Source organism: Cobetia sp. 5-25-4-2 (assembly GCF_013374075.1).
GTDB classification, from domain to species: domain Bacteria; phylum Pseudomonadota; class Gammaproteobacteria; order Pseudomonadales; family Halomonadaceae; genus Cobetia; species Cobetia marina.
In genome coordinates this window covers 76,383-96,622 of sequence record NZ_BLWK01000002.1, presented here as the reverse complement: position 1 = coordinate 96,622, position 20,240 = coordinate 76,383, and the positions used below count along the sequence as shown (strand labels likewise).

19 protein-coding genes and 3 tRNA genes are annotated in these 20,240 nt (G+C 60.9%); 14 read left to right on the top strand and 8 right to left on the bottom strand.

Annotated elements, in window-relative coordinates:
- Positions 1-91: 91 nt before the first annotated feature.
- Entirely contained in the window at positions 92-1,594 is a 1,503-nt protein-coding gene (gene glpD / locus HXS65_RS05300) for a glycerol-3-phosphate dehydrogenase (RefSeq protein WP_084208136.1), read from the bottom strand.
- Between the two features lie 97 nt (positions 1,595-1,691).
- Between glpD and HXS65_RS05295 the strand changes: the two genes are divergently transcribed.
- Complete coding sequence (locus tag HXS65_RS05295; RefSeq protein ID WP_176493402.1) at positions 1,692-2,084, top strand: hypothetical protein; 393 nt, start codon at positions 1,692-1,694, stop codon at positions 2,082-2,084.
- A 57-nt stretch (positions 2,085-2,141) separates the two neighbouring features.
- Here HXS65_RS05295 and HXS65_RS05290 read toward each other — a convergent pair whose 3' ends face one another.
- The gene (locus tag HXS65_RS05290; RefSeq protein WP_084208138.1) at positions 2,142-2,924 is read right to left on the bottom strand and encodes a DeoR/GlpR family transcriptional regulator; all 783 of its coding nucleotides are present in this window, start codon (positions 2,922-2,924) and stop codon (positions 2,142-2,144) included.
- 420 nt (positions 2,925-3,344) lie between these two features.
- On the opposite strand from HXS65_RS05290, the gene glpT reads away from it, so the two are divergent.
- The 7 genes from glpT (at position 3,345) to HXS65_RS05255 (ending at position 8,509) form a co-directional block, all read left to right on the top strand.
- Complete coding sequence (gene glpT, locus HXS65_RS05285) at positions 3,345-4,688, top strand: glycerol-3-phosphate transporter (RefSeq protein WP_077374603.1); 1,344 nt, start codon at positions 3,345-3,347, stop codon at positions 4,686-4,688.
- Between the two features lie 88 nt (positions 4,689-4,776).
- On the top strand, positions 4,777-6,270 hold the full coding sequence (gene glpK, locus HXS65_RS05280) for a glycerol kinase GlpK (RefSeq protein WP_176493401.1): 1,494 nt from the start codon (positions 4,777-4,779) through the stop codon (positions 6,268-6,270).
- A gap of 1 nt (position 6,271) precedes the next feature.
- The gene (locus HXS65_RS05275) at positions 6,272-6,994 is read left to right on the top strand and encodes an MIP/aquaporin family protein (protein ID WP_077374599.1); all 723 of its coding nucleotides are present in this window, start codon (positions 6,272-6,274) and stop codon (positions 6,992-6,994) included.
- Between the two features lie 198 nt (positions 6,995-7,192).
- Positions 7,193-7,915 (top strand): MIP/aquaporin family protein, encoded by a 723-nt coding sequence (locus tag HXS65_RS05270; protein ID WP_176493400.1) that lies wholly within the window; start codon positions 7,193-7,195, stop codon positions 7,913-7,915.
- A 286-nt stretch (positions 7,916-8,201) separates the two neighbouring features.
- A tRNA-Val gene (locus HXS65_RS05265) sits at positions 8,202-8,278 on the top strand.
- A gap of 37 nt (positions 8,279-8,315) precedes the next feature.
- Positions 8,316-8,392, top strand: a tRNA-Val gene (locus HXS65_RS05260).
- Between the two features lie 40 nt (positions 8,393-8,432).
- A tRNA-Val gene (locus HXS65_RS05255) sits at positions 8,433-8,509 on the top strand.
- 90 nt (positions 8,510-8,599) lie between these two features.
- Here the strand turns inward: HXS65_RS05255 and HXS65_RS05250 are convergent.
- The 5 genes from HXS65_RS05250 to HXS65_RS05230 all read right to left on the bottom strand — a co-directional run bounded on the left by HXS65_RS05250 (position 8,600) and on the right by HXS65_RS05230 (position 13,164).
- On the bottom strand, positions 8,600-9,631 hold the full coding sequence (locus HXS65_RS05250; protein WP_176493399.1) for an alpha/beta hydrolase: 1,032 nt from the start codon (positions 9,629-9,631) through the stop codon (positions 8,600-8,602).
- Between the two features lie 183 nt (positions 9,632-9,814).
- Positions 9,815-10,303 carry a GAF domain-containing protein gene (locus HXS65_RS05245; RefSeq protein WP_077374593.1) on the bottom strand — a complete coding sequence of 163 codons (489 nt, stop codon included), beginning with the start codon at positions 10,301-10,303 and terminating at the stop codon, positions 9,815-9,817.
- Between the two features lie 204 nt (positions 10,304-10,507).
- Positions 10,508-11,326 (bottom strand): MetQ/NlpA family ABC transporter substrate-binding protein, encoded by an 819-nt coding sequence (locus HXS65_RS05240; protein ID WP_077375588.1) that lies wholly within the window; start codon positions 11,324-11,326, stop codon positions 10,508-10,510.
- Between the two features lie 160 nt (positions 11,327-11,486).
- Entirely contained in the window at positions 11,487-12,140 is a 654-nt protein-coding gene (locus HXS65_RS05235; RefSeq protein ID WP_077374591.1) for a methionine ABC transporter permease, read from the bottom strand.
- A complete protein-coding gene (locus HXS65_RS05230; protein ID WP_176493398.1) occupies positions 12,121-13,164 on the bottom strand; it encodes a methionine ABC transporter ATP-binding protein in 1,044 nt (347 codons plus the stop codon). The genes HXS65_RS05235 and HXS65_RS05230 overlap by 20 nt, the downstream gene beginning before the upstream one ends.
- A 622-nt stretch (positions 13,165-13,786) precedes the next feature.
- Here HXS65_RS05230 and HXS65_RS05225 point away from each other — a divergent pair.
- From HXS65_RS05225 to HXS65_RS05200, 6 genes are all read left to right on the top strand, one after another.
- Positions 13,787-14,398 carry a riboflavin synthase subunit alpha gene (locus HXS65_RS05225; protein ID WP_136938677.1) on the top strand — a complete coding sequence of 204 codons (612 nt, stop codon included), beginning with the start codon at positions 13,787-13,789 and terminating at the stop codon, positions 14,396-14,398.
- 300 nt (positions 14,399-14,698) lie between these two features.
- A complete protein-coding gene (locus tag HXS65_RS05220) occupies positions 14,699-16,018 on the top strand; it encodes an NCS2 family permease (protein WP_176493397.1) in 1,320 nt (439 codons plus the stop codon).
- The gene (locus HXS65_RS05215) at positions 16,018-16,563 is read left to right on the top strand and encodes an adenine phosphoribosyltransferase (RefSeq protein ID WP_077374582.1); all 546 of its coding nucleotides are present in this window, start codon (positions 16,018-16,020) and stop codon (positions 16,561-16,563) included. The genes HXS65_RS05220 and HXS65_RS05215 overlap by 1 nt, the downstream gene beginning before the upstream one ends.
- Positions 16,564-16,734: 171 nt before the next feature.
- A complete protein-coding gene (gene gpt, locus HXS65_RS05210; protein WP_077374580.1) occupies positions 16,735-17,232 on the top strand; it encodes a xanthine phosphoribosyltransferase in 498 nt (165 codons plus the stop codon).
- A gap of 1 nt (position 17,233) precedes the next feature.
- Positions 17,234-17,947 carry a uracil-DNA glycosylase gene (gene ung, locus HXS65_RS05205; RefSeq protein ID WP_218015056.1) on the top strand — a complete coding sequence of 238 codons (714 nt, stop codon included), beginning with the start codon at positions 17,234-17,236 and terminating at the stop codon, positions 17,945-17,947.
- Between the two features lie 36 nt (positions 17,948-17,983).
- Entirely contained in the window at positions 17,984-19,174 is a 1,191-nt protein-coding gene (locus tag HXS65_RS05200; RefSeq protein WP_176493395.1) for a glycosyltransferase family 4 protein, read from the top strand.
- Between the two features lie 63 nt (positions 19,175-19,237).
- Here the strand turns inward: HXS65_RS05200 and HXS65_RS05195 are convergent, their stop codons facing one another.
- Positions 19,238-20,173, bottom strand: coding sequence for a glycosyltransferase family 8 protein (locus tag HXS65_RS05195; protein WP_176493394.1), 936 nt, complete (start codon positions 20,171-20,173; stop codon positions 19,238-19,240).
- Between the last annotated feature and the right edge of the window lie 67 nt (positions 20,174-20,240).

Sequence of the window (20,240 nt, the reverse complement as noted above, 5' to 3'; positions counted from 1 at the left end):
GGCAAGAATCTGCGAGTAAACGACAGAAAGCCCGCCCTCCAGTCAGGAGGGCGGGCATTCTGATGTCGCGAGCAGATGAATCAGCGATGCGTCAGGCGGCGTGCGCCATCAGGCGTTCCTTGAGGTACTCGCCGATACGGGCCTTCTGCTCATCGCTCAGGCGCAGGGTCAGCTTGGTACGCCGCCACACCACATCCTGTACCTCATGTGCCCACTCACGCTCGACCAGGTAATCGATCTCGGCGGCGCTCAGGCCGGCACCGAAGTCTTCGCCAAGCTCGGCTTCGCTCTTCTTGCCGTCGAGGAAGTGCAGGCACAGGCTGCCATAGCTGGAAGCCAGGCGTCTGGCGCGAGCCTCTCCCAGGAACGGGAAGTCGCGGACCAGCTGGCGAGTGAAGGCCGCGCGGCTCTCGATGTCTCCCCCCGGCAAGGCCTTCTCGTGGGTCCACGGCTCACCCATGTTGGGCAGCAGCGGCTTCAGATCTTCCAGCGCGGATTCGGCCAGCTTGCGATAGGTGGTGATCTTGCCACCGAAGATGGACAGCATCGGCGCGCCGCTGTCATCCAGGTGCAAGGTGTAGTCGCGGGTCATCGCTGACGGGTCGGCTGACTCGTCATCGCACAGCGGGCGTACGCCGGAGAAGGAGGAGATGACGTCATCGCGGCTCAGCTTGCGCTTGAAGTGATGGTTGACCACCTCGAGCATGTAGTCGGTTTCATCGCTGGAGCAGGCCACCTCGGAGGGGTCGCCCTTGTAGCGCACGTCCGTGGTGCCGACCAGGCTGAAGTCTTCCTGATAGGGCAGCACGAAGACGATGCGCTTGTCCTTGTTCTGCAGGATGAAGGCGCGATCATCGGTATTGAGGCGCGGCACGATCAGGTGGCTGCCCTGGATCATGCGGATGCCGTAGCGCGGCGTGCGCTCGGTGGCACCCTTGATGAAGGACTCCACCCACGGTCCGGCGGCATTCACCAATGTGCGGGCGTGGCGGGTGAAGGTCTCACCGCTGTCGATGTTCTCCAGCGTCAGCTCCCAATGCCCGTTCACGTCGCGTGCCCCGACGCAGCGAGTGCGCGTCATGATCTCCGCGCCTTGCTCCTGAGCCTGAAGCGCGTTGGTGATGACCAGGCGCGCATCATCCACCCAGCAGTCGGAATATTCGAAGCCCTGGGTGATCTCGCTGACCAAGGGGCTCTGCTCACCGAACTTGAGCCCCTTGGAGGCTGGCAGGGTCTCTCGCTTGCCGATGTGGTCATACAGGAACAGGCCGGCGCGGATCATCCAGGCCGGACGCAGATGTGGCTGGTGCGGCAGGATAAAGCGCAGGGGCCAGATGATGTGCGGTGCCTTCTTGAGCAGCACTTCACGCTCCTGCAGGGCTTCACGTACCAGCCGGAACTCGTAGTGTTCCAGGTAGCGCAGGCCGCCATGGATCAGCTTGCTGCTGGCGGAAGAGGTGGCGCTGGCCAGATCATTCTGCTCGCACAGTGCCACGCTCAGGCCGCGCCCGCTGGCGTCATTGGCGATACCGGCACCATTGATGCCACCGCCGATGATGAAGAGGTCGATAAGTGCGTCGTTGTCGCGGGACATGGGCTGCTCCTGCACGTGCCCGGCGCTACCGGGGAGATCGAGATGGGGCGGCACCGGTTCGGTGCGCGTGATAAGTTTCGAAAGTGAACATAGCTTAGTGAAAGTCGAACATCAAGGTGATTCTTGTGGCATCTCGATTTTCGAAAGTGCGCATAATGGGCTCGAACAAGCGACCCGGCATTGCACCATGTTCAACCTGTTGTCCTGCCTGAACATTTTTCACAGTGTCGATGCGGGATATGACAGTCGGATGAAGATCTGCCTCTTCGCCCATGCGCTCGGGGCACTGGCCGACGGGCTTTTCTGCAGCCTGCCGGCGCACCGCAAGGCGAGATGCCCGATGCAAGGGGAGCTTGCTGAGCAGGAGGATGAGAAGAGAGCCGAGGAGGAGCAGGCTAGGAAGAAGAGAAAAAGAGAAGAAGAGAAGAAGAGCGGCAACCCACGCCACGGCATGACGCACGGCTTGACGTGGGAAATGACTCAACGATGAGGAAGGGGATGGCGAGACGACAGGCGTTCCGCGTGGCTGGGCGCTCTGCGCCGTGGATCAGGCGTTCCCGGCCTCGTCGGATACCGCAACATGCAAGGCCACTTCATGCTGGTGCATCAGTCTCAGAATGTTTTCCGGAGGCTGGATATCCGTGAACAGCGCATCCAGCTGGCTCAGGTTGCCCTGACGCACCACGGCATTGCGCTGGAACTTGGAGTGATCCGCGATCAGGAATACCTGGCGCGAGTTGTGGATGATCGCCTGGGCGACACGCACTTCCTGATAGTCGAACTCCAGCAGCGAGCCATCTTCATCGATGCCGCTGATGCCGATGATGCCGTAATCCACCTTGAACTGATTGATGAAGTCGATGGTGGCCTCGCCGATGATGCCGCCATCGCGGGAGCGCACCATGCCACCGGCGACGATGACATTGAAATCCTCCTTGTGCTGGAGAATGGCTGCCACGTTGAGGTTGTTGGTGATGACTTCCAGTCCGTGATGATCACACAGCGCCTCGGCGACCATCTCATTGCTGGTGCCGATGTTGATGAACAGCGAGGCGTGATCCGGTATCTCGTTGGCGAGGGTGCGAGCGATGCGCCGCTTGGCTTCCAGGTTCAGGGTCTTGCGCGTGCTGTAGGCAGTGTTCACCGTGCTGGATTCAAGTCCCGCCCCCCCATGGACACGCTTTAGGGCACCGGCTTCCGAGAGCTGGTTGAGATCACGGCGAATGGTCTGCGGCGTGACCTTGAAGTGACTCGCCAGCTGCTCGATGGAGGCATAGCCCTGACGCGTGATCAGTTCGACGATGGCGCGGTGGCGCTTGGACTGCATCATCCTGTCCTCTTGCTCATGTCCGGTGAAAAGACGTCTGCTCTGAACCGTCGCGCAGGCAACGTGATCCTGCGTGCGGTTGCTGCTCGACCAGGTGCCCCGTAGATGGTGAGGCGGGGCGGTGTGCCATCCAGAATGTTCGTTTGATGTTCTTTTTGATACATGCTCGCGGTGACGCCAGTGGTAGCACTGATTGACCTGGTGGGTGCAAGCCGTTGAAGTTATACGAAATCATGCATAACTTACTGAATAGCAAGGATTGTCATGCTCGTGTAGACAAAGGTCTAGCGAATATCGGTGCTTTTCGCATTGTGACACCGATGTGAAGCCTGTACTTTCGCATTCGAACACCAAGCGCGTCTGTCAAGGCGTCGCTATGCCCGTGTAGAGGTCGGTGTCGTAAAATCAGGAGCGAGCAGCAGAATGTACGGTTTATTCAAATCCGCGGTGCACGCCACACCGCTTCACGACGCCAAGGTAGACGACACCTATAAGCGACTGAGATGGCAGATCTTTCTCGGTATCTTTCTAGGCTATGCCGGCTACTATCTGGTACGCAAGAACTTCTCCCTGGCCATGCCTTCCCTGGTGGAGCAGGGCTATTCCCGTGGTGATCTTGGTCTGGCCTTTGCCGGCGTGTCGATCGCCTATGGCATCTCCAAGTTCGTGATGGGGGCTGTCTCTGACCGCTCCAACCCGCGCTACTTCCTTCCTGCCGGTCTTCTGATGTCTGCCGGCATCATGTTCCTGTTCGGTTTCACTGACTGGGCAACCTCCAGCATCGGCATCATGTTCGTGCTGCTGTTCCTCAATGGGTGGGTGCAGGGCATGGGATGGCCGCCCTGCGGTCGCACCATGGTGCACTGGTGGTCACAGAGTGAGCGTGGCCAGATCGTCTCGGTGTGGAACGTGGCCCATAACGTCGGCGGCGGACTTGTCGGTCCGCTGTTCATTCTTGGCATGGCCTGGTTCAACGACTGGCAGTCCGCGTTCTATGTGCCTGCCGCGCTGGCCGTCTTCGTGGCGATCTTCGCCCTGCTGACCATGCGAGACACGCCGCAGAGCTGTGGCTTGCCTCCCATCGAGAAGCACAAGAATGACTACCCGCCGGGATACGATGAAAGCCACGAACAGGAATTCTCCACGCGGGAGATCCTGGTCAAGTACGTGTTCAAGAATCGCATGCTCTGGTACATCGCGCTGGCGAATGTCTTCGTGTATCTGCTGCGTTACGGGGTCCTCGACTGGGCGCCGACCTACCTGCAGGAAGCCAAGAGCTTCAGCGTCGACAAGTCCTCCTGGGCGTATTTCCTGTATGAGTGGGCCGGTATCCCCGGCACGCTGCTGTGTGGTTGGTTGTCCGACAAGCTGTTCCGGGGCAACCGCGGTGCGACAGGGGTGTGCTTCATGGCGCTGGTCGCCGTCTTCACCACTGTCTATTGGTTGAATCCTGCCGGTAATCCGGGAATCGACATGCTGTGTCTGGTCGCTATCGGCTTCCTGATCTATGGCCCGGTCATGCTGATCGGTCTGCAGGCGCTTGAGCTGGTACCCAAGAAGGCGGCAGGGACCGCGGCTGGCTTCACCGGCCTGTTCGGTTACCTGGGCGGCTCTGTCGCTGCCAGTGCCTTGGTAGGCTATACGGTAGATGCCTATGGATGGGATGGTGGTTTCATGTTGTTGATTGGCTCGTGCGTGATGGCGGTCGTCCTGTTGTCGTTGACGATCTTCGAGAGCGCTCGCATGTCGGCACGCACCGCCAGCTGATTCCCAGCGGAAACATGATCATTCAAATGGCCCGCTGAACGTGGCATGGGCGGGCCATCTTGTAACGGACTACCGGGAGATATTGACGATGACCAACCACATTCTGTCCATTGACCAGGGAACCACCAGCTCGCGCGCCATCCTCTTCGATCGTGAAGGCGCGGTGACCGGACTGGCACAAGAAGAATTTGCGCAACACTTTCCGAACAGCGGCTGGGTCGAGCATCACGTCGATGATATCTGGGGATCGGTGAAGCGCACCGTGCATCAGGCGCTGATCAATACCAATATCGGCGCTGAGCAGGTCGCGGCCATCGGGATCACCAACCAGCGTGAGACCACGATCGTCTGGGACCGCAAGACCGGCGTACCGGTCTACAACGCCATCGTCTGGCAGGACCGCCGGACCCACGAGTACTGCCGTGAGCTTTTCGATGCCGGCCATGGCGAGATGATTCAGCGCAAGACCGGCCTGCTGATCGACCCGTACTTCTCCGCGACCAAGCTGCGCTGGATTCTCGAGAACGTCGAAGGCGTGCGTGCGCGCGCCGAGAAGGGCGAACTGGCCTTCGGAACCGTCGACAGCTATCTGATCTGGAAGCTGACCGGTGGGGCCCGTCACGTGACCGATGCCACCAATGCCTCGCGCACCTGCCTGTTCAACATCGTTGATCAGTGCTGGGACAGCGAGCTGCTGGCGCTGTTCGGCATCCCGGAATGCCTGCTGCCGGAAGTGCTGGATTCCAGTGATGATTTCGGCACCACCGATCCGCAGCTGTTCGGGGCGGCAATGCCGATCCGTGGCGTGGCGGGCGATCAGCAGGCGGCGCTGGTCGGGCAGGCCTGTTTCACGCCGGGCATGAGCAAGAGCACCTATGGCACGGGCTGCTTCATGATCATGAACACCGGCGAGAAGATGGAGCTGTCCAGGAACCGTCTGCTCACCACCGTCGGTTATCGCCTCAACGGCAAGCCGACCTTCGCCATGGAAGGCAGCATCTTCGTGGCCGGCGCCACCGTGCAGTGGCTGCGTGATGGCCTGAAGCTGTTCTCCGACGCCTCCGAGACCGAGCCGCTGGCACGTGCGGCCAGCGCAGATCACGGCGTCTACATGGTGCCGGCCTTCACCGGCCTGGGAGCGCCACACTGGGACCCGCAGGCTCGCGGCGCGATCCTGGGGCTGACCCGAGGTACCGGCATCACCGACATCGTCGCGGCCGGCCTGCAATCGGTGTGCTATCAGACCCGAGATCTGCAGGAGTGCATGCTGGATGACGTCACCATCAATTGCGCGAATCTGCGCGTGGATGGCGGCATGGTCAGCAACAACTGGGTGATGCAGTTCCTCTCCGACATGCTGGGCGTGAAGGTGGATCGCCCGCGCGTGCTGGAAACCACGGCGCTGGGTGTGGCGTATCTGGCCGGCCTGCATATCGGTTGGTATGAAAGTCTGGAGGAGATCAGCGAGCTGTGGCACTGCGAGCGCACCTTCGCGCCGGAGATGGCGGAAGAGCAACGTGAGCGCCTCTATGCCGGTTGGCTGGAAGCCGTCGAACGGGTGAAGAGCGACGGAGGTCACTGACATGTGGACTGACGTCATGACGGGCGAGTTTCTCGGTTGCCTGTTCCTGATCCTCTTCGGCGGCGGTGTGGTCGCCAACGTGGTACTCGCGGATACCAAGGGCAACGGCTCCGGGTGGATCGTGATCACCACCGGCTGGGGATTTGCGGTGATGATCGGGGTGTTCGTGGCCGTTTCCACCGGCTCGCCCCAGGCGGACCTCAATCCGGCGGTGACCCTCGCCAAGTACCTGCTCGGGGTGCATGCCACCCTCATCGATGTGGCGCGTCATGTCATCGCCCAGATGCTGGGCTGCTTCGCCGGTGCGGTGATGGTGTGGCTGGCCTATCTGCCGCATTGGAAGCGTACCGGCGACGCTGGCCTCAAGCGTGCGGTGTTCTGTACTGACCCCGCGGTCGAGTGCCGGTTGGGCAACATGCTCAGTGAGGTGATCGGCACCGTGGTGCTGATCTTCGGCATCGGCGCCATCGTCGGTTCCGGCAAGATCAGTGCCGGCCTGCTGCCGTATCTGGTCGGCATGCTGGTGTGGGCCATCGGGCTGTCGCTGGGTGGCGCCACGGGCTATGCCATCAATCCGGCGCGTGATCTTGGTCCTCGCATCGCGCACTCGCTGCTGCCGATCCATGGCAAGGGTGCCTCCGGGTGGGGATATGCCTGGGTGCCCATCGCCGGCCCGCTGGCGGGGGCATTGATCGCGGCCAGCATGTGGAATCTACTGCTGTAAGCCCTTCTGTCGCGAGTGGCTGGAGCCACCTCGTCAGCTGTGGCAATGTAACGCCTCCTTCGCCCCGTCACTCGACGGGGCGAAGTCTTTGTGCCCGTGTGCCGACATTCCTGTCTGGGGGAGCGATGCCGCGACCTCTCTCGGGGCTGGAAGACACAGTGGGTGGTGGATGGGGACAAGTGACGGAGGTCATCTGGCATGTGGACTGACGTCATGACGGGCGAATTTCTGGGTACCACGCTCATGATCCTGCTGGGCGGCGGAGTCGTCGCCAATGCGATGCTGCGCAAGACCAAGGGAACCGGTTCCAGCTGGTTGATGATCAATGCCGGCTGGGGCTTTGCGGTGATGGTCGGGGTGCTGGTGTCGACCTCGACAGGCTCTCCCTACGGAGATCTCAATCCAGCGGTCACCCTCGCCAAGTATCTGCTGGGCGTGCATGCAAGCGTGCTCGAGGTGGCCAGGATGATGCTGGCGGAGATGCTGGGATGCTTCACCGGGGCCGTGCTGGTGTGGGCGGCGTATTACCCCCACTGGAAGGTGACCCGTGACCCGCTGCGCAAGCGTGCGGTCTTCTGTACCGATCCGGCAGTCGATTCCCGATTGGCGAATGTCGTCAGTGAGGCGATCGCGACGGTGGTTCTCGTCTTCGCGATCGGCAGCATGGTCAACAGCGAGCTGATCACTGACCGGGTATTGCCGTATCTCATCGGGGCGCTGGTATGGGCCATCGGTCTGTCACTGGGTGGCCCGACCGGCAATGCGATGAACCCGGCGCGCGATCTTGCGCCACGTGTCGCGCATTGGCTTCTGCCGATTCCGGGCAAGGGCAGTTCTGACTGGGGGTATGCCTGGGTGCCGATCGCCGGCCCCTTGCTGGGGGCGGCTGTGGCCGCGGGACTGCGATGGGTATTGTTTTGACGCCCCGTTGCCTTGTGATGTCGCTTGCGCGGCGCTGAGGGCGTAAAGAAGTGAGGCGGTGCCGGCATGGGCTGGCACCGCCTCGCGCGTTCTCGGGGGAGGATCGGTGACTCCGGTGAGACGCCTGAAAGAAGGCGCATACGGCGAGTATCGCGATGCTACTCAGGCGAGAAATTTTTTTATCATCAGGGGGTTGCATCAAAACGGAAGATAAGTAGAATACGTCCTCGCTGACAGGGCAAAGCGCTTCGCACCACAAACGCTTCCCTCATTCAGCTGCTGACACAGGACCATAGCTCAGTTGGTTAGAGCGCCACGTTGACATCGTGGAGGTCGGCGGTTCAAATCCGCCTGGTCCTACCAGCATCGGCATCGATGGCAACATCGCGCCACTTGATACAGGACCATAGCTCAGTTGGTTAGAGCGCCACGTTGACATCGTGGAGGTCGGCGGTTCAAATCCGCCTGGTCCTACCAAGCAGAAACTTCAAGTGACAGTGATCCATCAGCCTCATCCAGGACCATAGCTCAGTTGGTTAGAGCGCCACGTTGACATCGTGGAGGTCGGCGGTTCAAATCCGCCTGGTCCTACCAGATTCCAGAAAACGCCCGGCTCATCGAGTCGGGCGTTTTCGTGTGCGCGTCAGACACGCCTGTCGAGAAGCGCTGGCGCTGGCCGTGCTGTCAGGCAAGCGTGGTGTCGAGGAAGTCACCGGCTTCCTTGAGGGCGGCGTTGGCAGCGCTGAGCAGCGGTGCGAAGCCGACGAACACATGCGGCATGTCCGGCCACAGGCTGAGCGTGACAGGTGAGCCGCAATCCTGTGCCTGCGCGGCGTAGCGACGACTGTCATCGAGCAGGATTTCCGCCTCGCCGCATTGGATCAGCGTCGGTGGCAGGTCGAACAGATTCCCCTCCAGCGGCGAGATGCGTGGATCGCTCATGTCGGTACCGTCCTGCACATAGGCCATGCTCACGAAGGGCAGCAGATTGGGGTCGAGGATCGGGTCTACCTCGGCCTTGCGCGACAGCGAGGCGCTGCCCCAGCTGAGGTCAGTGGCGGGCGAGAAGGCGATCACCGCGTCCGGCAGTCGCTCGCCTGCGCTCTTGAGCGCGTTGAGGGCCGAGAGCGTGAGGTTGCCGCCCGCACTGTCTCCGGCCAGCAGCAGGTGGTCATCCGGAAACTCGCGGCACAGCCAGTGCCATGCGGCCAGTACGTCTTCCAGGCCTGCCGGGAAGGGCGCCTCAGGGGCGAGGCGATAATCCAGCGTGTAGGTCTCGGCGCGCGCCGTGCGGCCCAGACGGCTGGCCAGCGGGCGATGGCCGGCGGGGGAGCCGGCGATCCAGCTACCCCCATGCACGTACAGCAGGCGACGTGCAGGTGTCGGTGCGCCGTCTGGTGCGGGCAATACCTCGCAGAGGCGCTCGCCGTTTCCTCCCGGCAGCATCTCGAGGCGTGGCGTCACGCCGGTGTCGAGAATGCTGGCATCGGCGGCGAAGTAGCCTTCCAGCAGGGTGCGCTTGGCGCCCAGGTCATTGCCGGTACGTGCCGTGAAGGCCTTGAGGCGCTCGAGATGCGCGATGACCTGCTCGAGCCCTGCGTGGGCGTCATCGTGATTCTGGAGAGAGCCTTCGGCATGCGGGGCAGGATGAGCGGTCGATGAAGATGAGGAAGGCGCTGAGGAAGACGCGTCATGTGATGTTGACTGGGATGACATGTTCTGCTCCTGTCGGGTCAGAGAGCTCTTAACGTGTCATCTCGCCAGGGGCTGTGCAAGGGGCTTTGCAAGGGGCTGTGCGAGGGCTATGCAAGAAAGGCCTGACCCGCCGCAACGCAGACCGCCCGCCATGCAGGAGGCATGGCGGGCGGCAGGACATGATGTCAGCACCTGATGGGCGTATCAGGCGGGCACGCTGTCGAAATCGCTGGAGGCGATGAAGATCTCGACCAGGCGTTCGATGCCGGCTTGATCCTCTTCATCGAAGCGCTCGGGGCTGGGGCTATCCAGGTCCAGCACGCCCCACAGCACTTGCTGGCCGTTCTGCTCGATGAGAACGGGGATGACCAGCTCGCTGCGCGACGCGGCGTCACAGGCGATATGGCCCGGGAAGGCATGCACATCCGCGATGCGCTGAGTGGTGCGCTGGGTCGCGGCAGCGCCACACACGCCCTTGGTGAAGGGGATCGGGTGGCAGGCCGGCTGACCCTGGAACGGTCCCAGGTGCAGGATCTGCGGCTGACGTTGCACATAGAAGCCAGCCCAGTTGAGGTCCGCCACCGTCATGTTGATGAAGGCAGCCGTCTGGGAGGCGTTGGTCAGCCAGTCGCGAGTGTCGAGCGTGGCGTCCAGCTGGCGGGCCAGCAGTGAGTAGTCGGGACGAGTGGCCATGTTGGCTCCTGAGTGGATGGCGGGTTGATGCCGGTGACGCAGGGATGCGGTCGCGGGTCGCCTGTTTCAAGCACGCCCTGCGCGCGCGCTCTTGCGCCGCGTCGGCATCTGGACGTGATGGGGGGATTCATCAATCAGATGCAAAAGCGCCGACCTCAGGGTCGGCGCTTTGCGTCATGCGGCTGTCAGCTTGCGCTCGAAGGCTTATTTCCAGCCCGGTACCGCAGCGCCCTTGAACAGCTCTTCGGCCTTGGCTTCGACTTCCGGTGTCTGGTAGGCCTTGACCAGCTTCTGCACCTTCTCGCTGTCTTCATCGCCCTGGCGCACGACGATCAGGTTGACGTACGGGGACTCGGCGCCTTCACGGATCAGCGCGTCTTCCGGTTTCAGGCCAGCCGGCTGAGCGAAGGTGTTGTTGATGAAGGCCAGGTCGACGTCCGGCAGGATGCGCGGCAGCTGGGCAGCCTCGATTTCCTTGAACTGGTAGTCATGCGGGTTCTTGGCGACGTCGATCGGGGTCGCTTCGAGGTTGTCCTTGTCGGTCAGCTCGATCATGCCCAGGTCGTGCATCAGGATCAGGGAGCGGCCTTCGTTGGACGGGTCGTTCGGCAGTGCGATGGTCGCGCCGTCCGGCAGTTCGCTGATGTCTTCGTACTTCTCGGAATAGGCACCGATCGGGTACACGAAGGTCTTGCCGGCGCTGGCGAACTTGTAGCCGCGCTCACGCACCATGGATTCCATGTACGGCTGGTGCTGGTAGGCGTTGGCATCCAGCGAGCCATCGGCCAGAGCGGCGTTGGGAGACACGTAGTCGGTGAACTCGGTGATCTCGACGTTCAGGTCGTACTTTTCCTTGGCGATCTCGGCTGCGACCTTCATCACCTCGGTTTCCGGACCTGCGACGGTACCCATCTTGAGGGTGTTCTCGTCGGACGCGTCGTTGCCGCAGCCTGCCAGCAGGGTGGCGCCGAGCAGGGTGGCAGCACCGGCAAGGCGCAGCGGGGAAGAAAGCGTGGTCAGCATGTTGCGCATCGATGTTCTCCTTGTGATCCGACGTGACCGGCGGGGTCCGCGGGATGTTATGAGTGACGGCTCATTGTGATGAGCCGTCACGATACCGAAAGCCATGTGATTTGTAGATCGATCGCCACTGGTGGATCAGTCACCGCTCATGAAGCGAGGCTTACTTGTGGTTCGACTTGCGCACCAGATGGTCGCCCAGGCTCTGGAAGCCCTGCACCATGACGACGAGGATGACCACGGTCACCAGCATCACCATCGGGTCGAAGCGGTTGTAGCCGTAGCGGATGCCGAGATCCCCCAGGCCGCCGCCACCGACGGTACCGGCCATGGCGGAATAGCTGATCAAGGTGACCACGGTGATGGTCAGACCATTGATGATGCCGCCGCGTGCTTCCGGCAACAGGACCTTGGTGATGATCTGCATCGGCGTGGCACCCATGGCCTGAGCGGCTTCGACCAGCCCCGGGCCGACTTCATTCAAGGCGCCTTCGATCAGACGGGCGACGAAGGGGATCGAGGCGATGGTCAGCGGCACGATGGCGGCGTTGGTGCCGATCGAGCTGCCGGCGATCAGGCGCGTCAGCGGGATGATCGCCACCATCAAAATGATGAAGGGCACCGAGCGGCCGATGTTGGTGATGATGCTCAGCACGCTGTTGAGCACCGGGCGCGCGAGAATCTGGCCCGGGCGCGAGGTGTAGAGTGCCACGCCCAGCGGAATGCCGAGTGCCGCGGAGATCAGGCCTGCCACCGCGACCATGTAGAGGGTCTCGAGGGTGGAAGACAGGACGAGTTCAAGCAGTGCGGGTGACATGGCCGAGCACCTCCACTTTCAGGTCGTGGGATTCGAGATAGTCCAGCGCCTGCTGGGTCTGGGCGCTGTCGCCCATCAGTTCGGCGATCATCAGGCCCAGAGTGCGGTCCTGAATGGATTCCACCTTGGCCTGCAGGATGCTGACGTCCACCTGACACTCACGCGCAAGGCGCGAGATCAGCGGCGTGGAGACGGCGTCGCCACTGAAGGCCAGACGGACCACTGGATGGGTGTGCGGGCCGGGAGTCGCCTCCAGGCGCTCGACCAGTGCGCGCGGTGGTTCGAGTTCCAGGAATTCATTGAGGAATTCGCGGCCCAGGCGGGTCTGCGGGGCAGTGAAGAAGTCGCCGACCGCTGCCACTTCCACCAGCTCGCCGCCGCTGATCAATGCGACCTGATCACAGATGCTCTTGACCACTTCCATTTCATGGGTGATCAGCAGGATGGTCAGGCCCAGCTTGGCATTGATGTCCTTGAGCAGCTCGAGAATGGAGGCAGTGGTCTGGGGGTCGAGCGCCGAGGTGGCTTCATCGCACAGCAGCACCTTGGGGCGGCTGGCGAGTGCGCGAGCGATGGCGACGCGCTGCTTCTGTCCGCCGGACAGCTGGGCAGGATATTGGCTTGCCTTGTCGCTCAGGCCGGTCAGTTCCAGCAGTGGCTCGACGCGCTGGCTGATCTCGGCCTTGGAGATTCCGGCCAGTTCCAGCGGCAAGGCCACGTTGGCGAAGACGGTGCGCGAGGACAGCAGGTTGAAGTGCTGGAAGATCATGCCGATCTGGTGGCGAGCACGACGCAGGGCGCTGTCGTCGAGTGCGGTCAGCTCCTGACCATCGACCACGACACTGCCCTCGGTGGGGCGTTCGAGCAGATTGACGCAGCGAATCAGGGTCGATTTTCCGGCACCGGACAGGCCGATGACACCGGTAATGGCGCCCTGGGGAACCGTGAGACAGGCATCCTTGAGCGCGACCACGGCCTTGTCACCACTGCCGTAAGTCTTGGAGACGTTCTTGAGTGTGATCATGGGGGTCCGAATGGTTAAGGCACCAACCGGAATGCGGGCGAAGGTCTGCGGCAAGCCGCCTGTTCTGCGTGTGTCGTGCACTGCGCCGAGAAGGGCAAGGCACGCCTGGCAAGAGGAGAGTGATCCAGAGAGGAAAAAAAGACCACCCAAGATGGGTGGCCATCAACGCTGGACACACCCTTTTAGCAGAACTTGCACCCCGGGAGACAGACTCTCGAAGTGGGCGCCCGCAATCCGGGTACAAATCGGCGCCAAACAGATTTGAGGCGCATTCTATCAGTCACCCTCGGGGTGTCAACGACTTTGGTCTGGCGTTGACGGTTTATTCGAACTGGCGTTCGATATGGCAATTTGCCGATACTCGCTGTCAGAGATGTCTTACACGCAGGGCGCCTTGCCAGCCCCGTGGCGCAAGGCCAACCCTTGACAGCAGGCCTGCTCATCTTCGCTTCGCTCGATGGCGTGAAGGAGGCGTGATGGCTGCCGGCATCGAGTCCGGCATGCTAGGATTTCCCATCGGCATGTCGGATCTCGTGGTGTCATCAGTGCCCGGGTGTCATGGCCTGTCATCATATTCATGGGTTCCCGCTCTGCGGGAAGCAGTGCAAGGATAAGGAAGCGCATGTTCACCGGTATCGTGCAAGGCATGGCGGAAGTGGTCGCCATTGAAGAGCGTCCGGAGTTTCGTACCCATCAGGTCCGGTTGCCGCAGGGGTTGGAGCAGGGGCTGGAAACCGGGGCGTCAGTGGCGCACAACGGTTGCTGCCTGACCGTGACGGCACTCGAGGGTCAGCTGGCCAGTTTCGATCTGATGCGTGAGACACTGCGACTGACCAACCTCGGCGAGCTCAAGGTGGGCAGTCGGGTCAACATCGAGCGGGCAGCGCGCTTCGGGGATGAAATCGGTGGCCACTCCATGTCCGGTCACGTCATGGCGATGGTCACCCTCGATGCCATTGAAGCCACGGCTGACAATCGCCGGATCTGGTTCCAGGCTCCCGCTGAGCTGATGCGTTTCCTGTTCGACAAGGGCTATGTGGGACTTGACGGTGTCAGTCTGACCATCGGGGAGGTCCAGGGCACGCGTTTCTGCGTCAATCTGATACCGGAAACTCTGGAGCGCACCCTGATGGGTGAGCGCGCGGTGGGGGATCGGGTCAATCTCGAGGTGGACCCCCAGACCCAGGCCATCGTCGAGACGGTGGAGCGCGTCATGGCCTCACGGCTGGCATGAGGCTTGCAGGCTTCCTGCGGGGTCAATTCGCTGGCAGGACGCCAGAACCCGTCTGACCGGTCAGGAAATATGCCTGCAATGCTCGATTCGCTGCAGACCTTTGGGTACCATGTTGCGCCTTTCGATGCCCTGCCACCGGCAGGGCATCGTGGTTCAGGCAGGCTGAACGAGGGGGAAGCCATGGTTGCCCCCTGTGCAGCATACCTGTCCGAGTGAGTTCGTGTTGATCCGCTGTTCCCGAACGTCATCGACCACTGCGGCTTGCCGGACAGGCACTGCTCAAGGATAAGGGTTTCCCTCATGCTGGAACGTCTCTTCAAGCTCTCGGAGCACGGTACCAATGTGCGTACCGAAGTCATCGCCGGATTCACTTCCTTCCTGGCGATGGCCTATATCATCTTCGTTGCCCCCTCGATGCTGGCCTCCACCGGCATGGATCACGGCGCCGTCTTCGTGGCGACCTGTCTGGCAGCTGCCCTTGGCTGCCTGATCATGGGGCTCTACGCCAACTACCCGATCGCGCTGGCACCCGGCATGGGCCTGACGGCCTTCTTCACCTATACGGTGGCGGGGCAGATGGGCGTTCCCTGGCAGATGGGCGTTCCCTGGCAGATCGCGCTGGGCGCGGTCTTCCTGTCCGGGGTGAGTTTCTTCCTGCTCTCCGCCTTCAAGATCCGGGAGTGGATCATCAACGCCATTCCGGCCTCACTGAAGACGGGCATCGCCGCGGGCATCGGCCTTTTCATGGCGATCATCGCGCTGCAGGGCAGCGGCATCGTCGTTGATGCACCGGGCACCCTGGTCACGTTGGGTGATCTGTCCTCGCCGGCAGCCCTGTATGCGCTGCTGTCATTCTTCCTGATCGTCGCGCTGTCCTACCGCAAGGTGATCGGCGCCGTGATGATCGGCATCCTGGTGGTGACGCTGCTGGCGACCCTGACCGGCAACAATGACTTCCATGGCCTTGCCTCGATGCCGCCGAGCATGCTGCCGACATTCGCACAGCTCGACATCGCCGGTGCCTTCAACCTGGGCATGGTGTCGATCATCTTCGCGTTCCTGTTCGTCGATCTGTTCGATACCTCGGGCACGTTGATCGCCGTATCCCAGCAGGCGGGACTCACCAACGAGCGTGGCCACCTGCCGCGTCTCGGTCGTGCCCTGATGGCAGACTCCAGCGCGACCATGGCCGGTTCGGTGATGGGGACCTCGAATGTCACCAGCTATATCGAATCTGCCACCGGTGTGGCGGCAGGCGGACGCACAGGACTGACCGCGGTGGTCGTGGCGGGACTGTTTCTCGTCAGCCTGTTCCTGTCACCGCTGGCCACCTCCATCCCCGCCTTTGCCACCGCGGGTGCGCTGCTCTATGTCGCCTGCCTGATGACAGGTGGCCTGGCGCGCATCGACTGGAATGACATTACCGAAGCCGCGCCAGTGGTGATCGCCACCCTGGTGATGCCACTGACCTACTCGATTGCCAACGGGATCGCACTGGGCTTCATCAGCTACGCCGTGATCAAGCTGTTCTCTGGCCGCTATCGTGATCTGAGCCCGGGGCTGGTGATTCTCGCCGTCCTGTTTGCCTGCAAATACCTGTTCCTCGACGGAGCCCTTTAATGAGCATCTACAGCGACTACATCAAGTCTGTCATCCGCACCGTGCCGGATTGGCCCCAGCCGGGTGTCAACTTCCGTGACATCACGCCGGTGCTGCAGAATTCCGCCGCGTTCCGCAAGCTGATCGACTCCTTCGTGCACCGCTATCAGGAGATGGAGATCGACGCCATCGCCGCCATCGATGCACGCGGCTTCATCATCGGTGCACCGCTGGCCTATGAGCTGGGCTGCAGCTTCGTGCCGGTGCGCAAGAAGGGCAAGCTGCCGTTCAAGACCATCAGCGAGACCTACACGCTGGAATACGGTGAGTCCACCGTCGAACTGCATTCCGATGCCTTCCGTGAAGGCGATCGCATCCTGGTGATGGATGACCTGATCGCCACCGGTGGCACCATGCTGGCGGCCTGCAAGCTGATCGAGCGCACCGGCGGTATCGTGGTGGAGACCGCCGCGATCATCGACCTGCCGGAGCTGGGAGGTTCCGCCAAGATCCGCGAGGAAGGCCACAGCGTCTTCGCCGCCTGCAGCTTTACCGAAGCCGAGTAAGCCTGCGCAACGACGATGGCCCTGTCTTCTGGCAGGGCCATCGTCGTTGCAGACAACATCCGATATCGTCGTCGCCGGCAGTGTCGTTTCACACCGGCGCGATCTGTCCCTTGTAGGGTGGCACGCCAGCCACCATGCTTTGTTCCTGTTCCGTCATTGCGAGTGACCCACATGTCTTCCGAACGCTATCACGACCATTTCATCGTCTCCTGGGACCAGCTGCACCGCGACGTGCGCGCGCTCTGTCATGACCTGATCGGTCGTGACTACAAGGGCATCATCGCCATCACCCGTGGTGGGTTGATCCCGGCTGGCCTGATCGCCCGTGAGCTGGGCATCCGCCATATCGACACCGTGTGCATCAAGAGCTACCACGATCACATGGAGCAGGGGGGGCTGGAAGTGGTCAAGGGCGTCGATCACGACGGTGACGGCTGGCTGCTGGTCGATGACCTCGTCGACACCGGCAATACCGCACGTGCCGTGCGCGACATGTTGCCCAAGGCCCATTTCGTGACCGTCTATGCCAAGCCGGAAGGCCGTCCGCTGGTCGATGACTTCATCACCGAAGTGCCGCAGAACTGCTGGATCCAGTTCCCGTGGGACATGGGAATCGCCTACGTCGAACCGATCTCCGAGCAGCTCAAGAAGCAAGAGAGCGACAGCTGACATGCCGTTGGAGACTGCCACCTCTGGTAGCTCCCAGGTGCTGCCTGCCGACTGGCAGGCGCATCTCGGGCTGGAATTCCATGCCGAGTACATGCAGCGGCTCAAGGCCTTCCTGCGCGCCGAGAAAGATGCCGGCAAGGTGATCTACCCGCACTCGCAGGACTGGTTTCGCGCCTTCTGGCTGACCCCGCTGAGCAACGTCAAGGTCGTGATCCTGGGGCAGGACCCCTATCACGGGCCGGACCAGGCACATGGTCTGTGCTTCTCGGTACGCCCCGGCGTGCGCCCGCCGCCCTCACTGAAGAACATCTACAAGGAACTGGCTGTCGATGTCGGGGTCGAACCCGTGGATCACGGCTTCCTCGAGAGCTGGGCGGAGCAAGGGGTGTTGCTGCTCAATAGCGTGCTGACGGTCGAGCAGGGCAAGGCCGCCTCGCATCAGAAGCAAGGTTGGGAGCAGTTCACCGACCGCGCCATCGACGTGATCAACCAGCACTGCGAGGGTGTCGTCTTCCTGCTCTGGGGCAGTCATGCCCAGAAGAAGGCGGGGGCCGTGGATCGCCAGAAGCATCTGGTACTCCACGCTCCGCATCCGTCGCCTCTCGCAGCGCACCGCGGATTCTTCGGTTCTCGTCACTTCTCACAGGCCAATGCCTGGCTGGAGGCACGTGGCGATGTGCCGATAGATTGGCAGCTGCCACTGCTTGATACCTGAGAGTGAAGACGAGAAACCACATTGACGCATCCGACATTGCAAGGACCTCGCGCGGGTCATCTGATCAGTCTCAAGAACCTGGGAGGGGCCGAGCGCACCTTCACCAATTTCTATCGCATGGCCGCCAATGAGCGTGATCATCATGTGCTGTTGCAGACCCCCGAGATTCATCCGATGCTGCAGTCCGTCTATGCGGACTTTCCAGGTCGCGTGCACGATATAAAGCGCTATCTCGGTATCAAGATCCCGCGTCAGCTCCCCTGGCTGCGGGATAACTGCCAGGCGCGATTGCTCGATGATGAAGAGATGCAGGCAATCGTGGTGTGGAACAAGCTGCGTCACCATCCTCTGCATTTTCCTGAGCACATCAGCCTCATCCATTACGAGCATGGCGCTGCCTGGTTCGTGGAGCCTACCCCTGAGGTCGAGGATTACCTCTCGAGGCTCGATGGCATCATCTGCAACTCCCATGCCGCCAGTCGCATGTTGCAATTGTCGCTCGGCATCCGTGACTCCTTGCCCTGCAAGGTGGTGCGCAATTCCATCGTGTTGCCCGACAAGGCCTCCACGCATCCGGCATCGCGATTCAGAATCGGTTTTGCAGGACGCCTGACCGGCCTCAAGGCGCCAGTGATTGCCATCGAGGCGCTGCGAGATCTCAAGGTCAGTGTGCCCCATGCTGAGCTTTGGATCGCTGGTACGGGGACGCTGGAGGCGGCTCTCAAGTCATTGGTCATCGAGTGGGGGCTTGAAGACAGTGTCCGCTTCTGTGGCCTGCTCAGTGACATGAGTGAATTCTATTCTTCCCTCGATGCCTTCATCTGTCCTTCCTGGCGCGAGCCGTTCGGCAATGTGGTGCAGGAAGCCTTGGCGCATGGAGTGCCTGCGATCGTCGGCAATGTCGATGGATTGCCGGAGCAGATCACCTCCGGCCTCAATGGTGAGGTGCTGACACCCGGACGCCCGAAGGGTGAGCTCGCCCGTTATGGAGAAGACTTCGTCCAGGGGCCGGACAGAGTCTATTCACCCGAGCGCGATGCCATCGTGCAGGCGCATGTCCTGGACTCGGCCGCCATTGCCGATGTCCTGCAGCGTTGGGCGGAAAGCCCGGAGCAGCGGAGAGAGATGGGGACGGTCGCCCGCGAGATCATCGCACGAGATTTCTGTCAGCAACGGTACTGCCAGGGGATTGGTGACTTCATTGCCGAGGTAGTGGACAAGCGGTAATCAAGAGGCGGCCATGATGATGAATTGAATGGCATCTCCGAGAGATGCCATTCAAGGAAATCGTTATCGATGAGCGTCAAGCAACTCCTGACTCATGGATCTTCTCTTGTGGTACTTGTATAACTTCTGCAATTCAATATAAGACAGAATGGATTTCTTGAGTGTCTTGTTGTTGACGATATTGCCAGAGGCCCATGGCGTCTTGGCTCTATAATAAAAGTAAACATCCTTCAATGGATGCAGTGAGCCATATTCCCAAGGCTTGCTGCCTTTTCCCATGTAGTGAATCATCTTGGGTTTCTTGATGGACTCCAGGAACTCATGTTCTGCTCTATGCTGTTCATCCATTCTTTTCTCAAGAATCTTGTAAGCAGGACGTTGAGCATTCCAGACCAACGGTAATTGTGTCCATTGGCCGTCGAGAATTTTATTCAGTGCGGATTGTTCAGGGTATAGACAGAGTTCGGGGTGTTTTCTCAAGAAATATAATGCCCTCTCGCCAATATTATATTCCTTCCAGCGAGGCATGTTGATCAACATCAAGCCGCAGTTGAAGTATTTGCCTTTCTCCAGGCCCAATGATTTATAAGGAGATCGGCCAATATTCTCCACAGCGGCCAGCGTGAAGTCCTGGGTCGGCAGGTCATCCATGATCGTCGTGATATCGTCCACGACGATAGTATCGCAATCAATGCATACGATATGTTGAATGGAAGGGTCGATGACCTCACTCAGATATAATCTGAAATAGATGGAAAGCCCGTAACGTTTGACCTCCAGTCCTTCAAACTTGCTCTCGTGCAGGTAAGTAAAGGTGATCTGTGACTGGTAGGGCGCGATCATTGCGTGCAATCTGGAAATGGTGTCGGACGACAGTCCTCCATCACCAATGATGAAGCTCAGCGCTTCTGGCTTTTGACAGTTATCAAGTATGGACATGATAGTCGTGGCTAGATGAGGCGCATAGTTTTCATCGCACGATATAAAAATATGGAGCATGGCTGATGGTCACACCGTAAGTCTATTTCCATGTACTGTAACATTGCGCTGGCGCATGATCTACTTC